Source organism: Mesorhizobium sp. M7A.F.Ca.ET.027.02.1.1 (assembly GCF_004022985.1).
GTDB lineage: Bacteria > Pseudomonadota > Alphaproteobacteria > Rhizobiales > Rhizobiaceae > Mesorhizobium.
Genome location: NZ_RZOL01000361.1, coordinates 1 through 6,322, shown reverse-complemented (window position 1 = coordinate 6,322; position 6,322 = coordinate 1). Strand labels below are relative to the sequence as shown.

Sequence of the window (6,322 nt, the reverse complement as noted above, 5' to 3'; positions counted from 1 at the left end):
CACCAATGCAGAGAGGTGGTGCCCAGGCTGGCGTTGAGGATAAGCCTTTGGCGACGCCTTGGCAAATCGCCGTGCCTTACAGGTGCTGGACGCATGTCGGCATCGTCTATTCCCACTCGAGTTCGGCAAATGCGGCCGTTGCGTTGCGCTGGTTGTAGTCGTCGAACAGGTGCCAATTATCCCGTTCGGTTTCGCCAGCGGTTTTGACTGCTTCGCGCAGCGGCGTTCCGTCGGCGATCGCCTTTCGGATATCGCGCGCCAGAATCTCGAAATAGCGTCGCTCCCCCGCCAGCGCCTGTGGCCAGTCGGCCGTTACAGGACCATGACCTGGAACGACGCGCGTGGCGTCGATCGCGGTGAGCGCATCCATCTGGCGGAGCCATCCAAGCAGTGATCCGTCGAGCGTCGGCAAGGAGCCCATGAACACGAGATCGCCGGCAAAGAGCGTTCTGGTCGCGGTATCGAATACGGTCAGGTCGTTGTCGGTGTGCGCCGCCTTCCATGCCCGCAGTTCGATCATGCGCCCGCCGAGGTCGAGTTGCAGGCGATCGTCGACCAGCATGGTCGGCGGCACGATCTCGATCCCCTCCATCAACGCCTCGCCAAGCTGTTCGCGATAGTTGTGCAGATAGAACGCTCCACGCGCCTCGAGAGCACGCGGCAGATTGCGGTGACCGACGATGGTCGCGCCGATCTTCCGGAATGCCGCATTGCCGAAGATGTGGTCGGGATGCATGTGGGTGTTGACCAGGAAGCGAACCGGCTTTGCTGTCAGCTTTCCGATCGCGGCGAGAAAGGCCTGCGCCTCGATCAGGCTGCCACCGCTGTCAATGACGGCAACCGCATCGGTGCCGATGACGGCGCCCAGATTGCAGATCGCACCGTTGTTGGCGGCGGTCATCAATTCATCCGCGCCCTGGAAGGCGAAGACGCCGTCGGCGATTTGCCTGGTCGAGAACCGCAAGCTGCCGCCTGCGGCCAGAACGGCTCGTCCGAGGCAGCATGGCAGCAAGGCGGCGCTGGCAGCGGTGCAGGTGAAGCCACTCACAAGCCTGCGTCTTAGCCGATCAACCGACATGAAGGCCTCCGATATGCATTTCGCCAGCAGGCGATCAGGTGACGTCCGGAAATCTATGATGGAACGACCGCAGGAGGTCGCTCATCACCTGCGAATTGCGATGTTGCCGTGGCAACCGTACGTCGAACACGCCGAGCACATGGGTTGGCCGTGGCGCGAGCACGATGATGCGGTCCGACAGCATCAGTGCCTCGCGTAGATTGTGCGTCACCATCAAGGCGGTCATTGGCCGTGCCGACCACACGGTCAAAAGCAGATGCCGAAGCCGCTCGGCGGTCTGTTCGTCGAGCGAGACAAAAGGTTCGTCCAGGAAAAGCACCGCCGGCTCGGTGGCGAAAGCCCTGGCAAGTGCTGCCCTGCGCGCAAGGCCGAGCGACAGTTCGGCAGGATAGAGCGAGCGCATGCCGGCGAGGCCGAGCGTGTCGAACAGCCCGTCCAGATTTTTCGCTCTCAAGCTTTTGGGCAACGCCAGCCTGACATTCTGTTCCACCGTTCGCCACGGCAGCAGGGTCGGTTCCTGGAATACGGCGGCGATGCGGTTCGAACCTCCTTGCGGCAACTGAAAGGAGCCGGAAAAGTCTTTGTCCAAGCCAAGCAGGATACGCAGCGTCGTGGTTTTGCCGCAGCCCGACGGTCCCAGCAAGCAGGCGAATTCGCCTTGCCGGACCTCGAAGGAAAGGTCCTGAAGCGCGGTGATCGAGACGCCTCGCGCGGACCTGAAGGTCTTTTCGGCGATGTCGACCTTAAGCGGGACGACGGCGCCAACGGGTTGCATGTCGTTCAACGGGCTGCACCAGGAGGAGTTCAATGACAAGCATCACCGCCACGAAAGCTAGCGTGTAGGCAAGAATGGCGGCGACATCGAAGAGCTGGAAATAGAGATGGATCTGGAAGCCGACACCGTTCGAGCGGCCGAGCAGTTCGACGACCAGGACGATCTTCCAGATGAGGGCGATGCCGGATCGCGACGCGGCGGCAAGATAGGGCTGCAATTGCGGCAGCAGGATATGGCGGATGCGTTCAAGGCGGCCGAAGCGATAGACGGTGGCCATTTCGGCGTAACTTGGATCGAGCGCCCTGGCGCCTTCGCGCATCGTCACCACGACATTCGGGATCTTGTTCACCGCCACCGCGCCGATCGCCGCCGCCTCGTTGAGGCCGAACCAGATGTAGCCGAGGACGATGACCACCAGCGCCGGGATGTTGAGGAACAGGATCACCCACGGGTTGAAAAAACGGTCGACGCGACGATGGCTGCCGAGCAAAACGCCGATGACGGATCCGATGATCATGGCGACGATATATGCCGCGGCGACCCGGCCGAGAGTCACGCCGAGATGGTAAAAAAGGTCGCCGCTCGCAGCCTCCCTGAGAAGCACTTGCCAGACCTGCCCAGGTCCTGGAAAGGCACGGCTTGGCCAGACGCTTGCCGCAAGGTTCCACAGCAGGCAAAGCCCGAGCAGGGAGACCGCTACGGTCAGCGCGGGCATGAGTGCCGTCGCCAGACTGCGTCGGCCGGACATGCTCGGCGGAGCATCACGCGTGCCGTCGGTTCCCAATGCGGTCATTTCCGGGGATCCTGCCAGAACGTGCCGGGCGCCATCTCCGGCGCGCTGCCGACAAGTTTCGCGCCGCCGATCGCCGCCAGCACATGGTATAGCCTGCCGGCGTCGGCCGCTTCCTCGGCGACCGACCGTCTGGGAATGCCCTGGCGGTAGCGATCGCGCAGCTTTTCCAGTTCCTTGCCTTCCGCGCGAATGATCGGCGCCAGGCGCAGCCATTCGTCATCGGATCTGGCCAGCAAGTCCTTGGCTTGCGCGGAAGCCCTCACGAAACCCCTGACGGCATCGGGGTTTTCGCTCGCCCATTGGTCATGGAAGACGTAACCGAGCGCCGACACGGGTCCCAGAGCCCCAAGCGCTTTTGCCGCGTCATTCACGCCGATCAATCGACGGAAGCCATTGGCCTCGAGACGCGCGCAAAAATGCCAGAAATTCAGCACCGCATCGAGTTCGCCCTGTATCGCCTTTTCCGAAATCAGCGGCGGCGCGCCAAAGACGATGTCGCTGGCTGCCGACAGGTCGACGCCGAGGTCGCGTCTGGTCAGCGCTTGTATAAGCAGCCAACTCTTGTCGAGCGGGCCGCCGGCGGCGCCGATTTTCTTGTCCTTGAGATCGGCGATCGTCCGGATCGGCGAATCCTCCTTCACCATGATCGCCCCCACGGCGGTCGAATAGGGGGTCAATGTGAGGTCGCCGCCTTCGGAGCGCTGGCGCGAGACCCACAGCCAGTCGGAGACGATCATGTCGATCGCGCCAGCCAGCATCGCGACGTTGGTTGCATCCTCGCCGGCGAAGTCGATGATCTCCAGATCGATCCCGTTGGCGGCATCGAATTTGTGCTGCCTTAGTGTATCGAGTTCCCAACTCACGGTTCCAAACTTCAGCACACCGAGGCGAATCCTGGCTGCCGCAACGACCGGCCTGGTAGCAAGAACAGCGGCTGTCCCGAGAACCGCCAGACGCAGCGTCATGCGCCGTGAAACCATCATGACACCTCCTCCCCAGGGTTCCGCGCTGCCAAATCAGATGGCTCGTTCCTTGCTCGGAAATGCGCATTTCCAGCGCATGACCTTGAGGTTCGGGTGTTCTTGAGACCATTTCGCGATTTCGCTGGGGGCAAGGATCATGCATTGGAACAGAGTGCCGCGGCTCTCGAAATAGAGATGTTCGTCTCGGCAATTGCTCGGATTGGCGCTGAGGCAAACCGTCAATATGAGATCGACCATGTCCATTCAGCACCTCTTGCGCGTTCCCAAACGCCCATCTCGGCGAGTCCAGCCCAACCAGGAGCCAGGACAAACCGCCACTTGCCGGATTTCCCGAGGTGCCAATGGAGAAACCGGATTGAGGTCAAGCTACGCGCTCGCCCGATAGCCGTCAACAAAGACGAATGGAAAGGTCTCTTGAGCTCGCAGGCCCCTAAACCTTTGTACGATTGACTTTCACAACATGCCAATTAGCTTCCGAGTCACGCGGCGCCGCTTCACGGGAGAAGCGGAATTTCCACTCCACCGCGTAAGGCGCATACCGACGGATCAAAGGATCGGCATGCGCAAATCGTCCAGGGCACCCAGACGATCAATGAGGAAATACCATGCGCGCAATCGCATTTTTCGCAGTCATGTCCGTTGTGCCCTTCATCGCGAGCCAATCCCAGGCACAGGATGCGGCGGCTGGTGAGAAGGTCTTCGCCAAATGCAAGGTCTGCCATACCGCCGACCAGGACAAGAACAAGGTCGGCCCGTCGTTGAACGGCGTCATCGGCCGAACGGCCGGCACGCACCCGGGGTTCAGCTATTCTCAGGCGATGGTCGCGGCAGGCAAGTCCGGCGTCAAATGGGATGAACCCACGCTGAAGACCTATCTTCACGATCCCAAGGCCATGGTCAAAGGAACAAAGATGGCGTTTGTCGGCCTGAAGCAGGACGAAGACATCGCCAATGTCATTGCCTATCTGAAGCAATTCTCGAAATAGAGCGCGGCCGGCCGTTCGAATTTGCGTTCGGCCGGCGGACGCCTTGATCACGCATCGGCTTGCAGCCTCTGCATGGCCGAAGGCAGATCGAAAAGGCTGTCGCAAACGAGGTCGGCGCCAAGCTCTTCCACCGGAATGTGGCTGTAGCCGCCGCGCAACAGAATGACGGGCATGCCGGCGGCGCGTGCGGCACCCAGGTCGGCGCCACTGTCTCCGACCAGCAGCGCGTCACCGGGGTCGACCCCAAGCTGTGCCAACGCCAGCAGCAGGGCATCGGGCGCCGGTTTCAGGAATGTCACCGCGTCTCCGCCAACGATTGCGCCGAAATATTCCGTCAATCCGAAATGAAGCAGGATTTCGCGGGTCGCCAACTGCGGTTTGTTGGTTGCCACCCCCATGCTTACTCCGCCCAAATGAAAGTGGGTGAGAGCCTCCCTGACTCCAGGCATCAGCCTTGTCAGGCCGGTCAGATGCCGGCGGTAGATAGGCGCCATGACGCGGTTGGCCTCATCGAGAGCGTTGCCGAGCAGTGGCGCTCCCGACGCCGCGAAGGCTCGCTCGATCAATTTCCTGACGCCGCCGCCGATCATGGCCGTGACCTGATCCAGGCGCAGCGGCGGCAGACCGCGACTGGCCAGCAGTTCGTTGACGGCGGCCGCTATGTCCGGTGCCGAGTCGACCAGCGTGCCGTCGAGATCGAACAGGATCGCCTTCGGCGATCGAAGCGGCCTACCTGCACCGACGTTCATGCGGCATCCTTCCACTTGATCGAGCAGCCGATCGAGGCGATCTGGTCCAGCGGCCCGTCGCCGGTTCGGGCAACCTGCTTCATCGCCTCGAACAGGTCGCGTCTCAGCCCGGGCGCTCCGGCTTCTCGTCGCGAGGCGTCCAGCCGACCGCGATATTGCAGTCCCAACTCGCTGTTGAACCCGAAGAAATCGGGAGTGCACACGGCTGCGTAATCGCGCGCCACAGTTTGGCGGTGGTCGTGCAGGTAAGGGAAGCTAAAGCCGTTCGTCGTGGCGAAGAGCTTCATTTGGTCGAAGGAATCCTCCGGGTAGGTGTCGGCATCGTTTGAGTTGATCGCGACAAAGCCGATACCTTCGGCCTTAAGATCGTTGGCATCGCACACGATACGTGAAATCACCGCCTTCACATAAGGGCAGTGATTGCAGATGAAGGCCACGACCAGGCCGTTCGGGCCGGCCTGGCTGAAGATCGAATGCGACCTGCCGTCGACGCCAGGCAAAACGGCATCGATGGCGCGCCAGCCGAAATCGCACACAGGGGGGACGGCCGCCATGCTTGCCTCCGATGGAATGATTTATGCGGCTTTCCGGATCGCACCGTCGGCCGTCTGTCGGATGGCTCCAATGTTGGCGCGATAGGCTGCCTCGGTGCCCCCCTTGAACACGGCCGACCCGGCGACCAGCACATTGGCGCCGGCCGCGGCAACCAGCGGGGCGGTTTCGGCCGTGACGCCGCCATCGATTTCGATGTCAATCGGGCGGTGGCCAACCAGTGCGTTGATTCGCCTGATCTTCTCGATGACCGCGGAAATGAAGGCCTGGCCGCCAAAGCCTGGATTGACCGTCATCAGCAGCACCAGGTCGAGCCTGTCGAGCACATATTCGATGACGCTCTCCGGCGTCGAAGGATTCAGCGATACGCCGGCCTTCTTGCCGAGATTTTTGATCGCCTGCAGGG

8 protein-coding genes and 1 pseudogene are annotated in these 6,322 nt (G+C 61.7%); 1 reads left to right on the top strand and 8 read right to left on the bottom strand.

The features are described from left to right. Positions 1–106 precede the first annotated feature (106 nt). From EN749_RS28195 to EN749_RS28175, 5 genes are read right to left on the bottom strand one after another with little or no spacing between them, the layout of a single operon-like run. Entirely contained in the window at positions 107–1,078 is a 972-nt protein-coding gene (locus tag EN749_RS28195; protein ID WP_128364389.1) for a quinoprotein relay system zinc metallohydrolase 2, read from the bottom strand. Positions 1,079–1,112: 34 nt separating this feature from the next. Beyond that, on the bottom strand, positions 1,113–1,853 hold the full coding sequence (locus EN749_RS28190) for an ATP-binding cassette domain-containing protein (RefSeq protein WP_128364390.1): 741 nt from the start codon (positions 1,851–1,853) through the stop codon (positions 1,113–1,115). Further along, complete coding sequence (locus EN749_RS28185; protein WP_127321095.1) at positions 1,822–2,646, bottom strand: ABC transporter permease; 825 nt, start codon at positions 2,644–2,646, stop codon at positions 1,822–1,824. The genes EN749_RS28190 and EN749_RS28185 overlap by 32 nt, the downstream gene beginning before the upstream one ends. Then, on the bottom strand, positions 2,643–3,629 hold the full coding sequence (locus tag EN749_RS28180; RefSeq protein ID WP_128364388.1) for an ABC transporter substrate-binding protein: 987 nt from the start codon (positions 3,627–3,629) through the stop codon (positions 2,643–2,645). Before EN749_RS28180 ends, EN749_RS28185 begins: the two co-directional genes overlap by 4 nt. A 33-nt stretch (positions 3,630–3,662) precedes the next feature. Next, on the bottom strand, positions 3,663–3,872 hold the full coding sequence (locus EN749_RS28175) for a hypothetical protein (protein WP_127269602.1): 210 nt from the start codon (positions 3,870–3,872) through the stop codon (positions 3,663–3,665). Positions 3,873–4,234: 362 nt separating this feature from the next. On the opposite strand from EN749_RS28175, the gene EN749_RS28170 reads away from it, so the two are divergent. Continuing rightward, positions 4,235–4,615, top strand: a complete 381-nt coding sequence (locus tag EN749_RS28170; protein WP_127395380.1) for a cytochrome c family protein — start codon at positions 4,235–4,237, stop codon at positions 4,613–4,615. Between the two features lie 47 nt (positions 4,616–4,662). Here the strand turns inward: EN749_RS28170 and gph are convergent, their stop codons facing one another. The 3 genes and pseudogenes from gph to EN749_RS28155 all read right to left on the bottom strand — a co-directional run. Further along, positions 4,663–5,364, bottom strand: a complete 702-nt coding sequence (gph, locus tag EN749_RS28165; RefSeq protein WP_127395379.1) for a phosphoglycolate phosphatase — start codon at positions 5,362–5,364, stop codon at positions 4,663–4,665. Beyond that, positions 5,361–5,918 (bottom strand): thioredoxin family protein, encoded by a 558-nt coding sequence (locus EN749_RS28160; protein WP_127395378.1) that lies wholly within the window; start codon positions 5,916–5,918, stop codon positions 5,361–5,363. Before EN749_RS28160 ends, gph begins: the two co-directional genes overlap by 4 nt. Before the next feature lie 21 nt (positions 5,919–5,939). Next, positions 5,940–6,322, bottom strand: a pseudogene (locus EN749_RS28155) (ribulose-phosphate 3-epimerase); the annotation flags it as partial.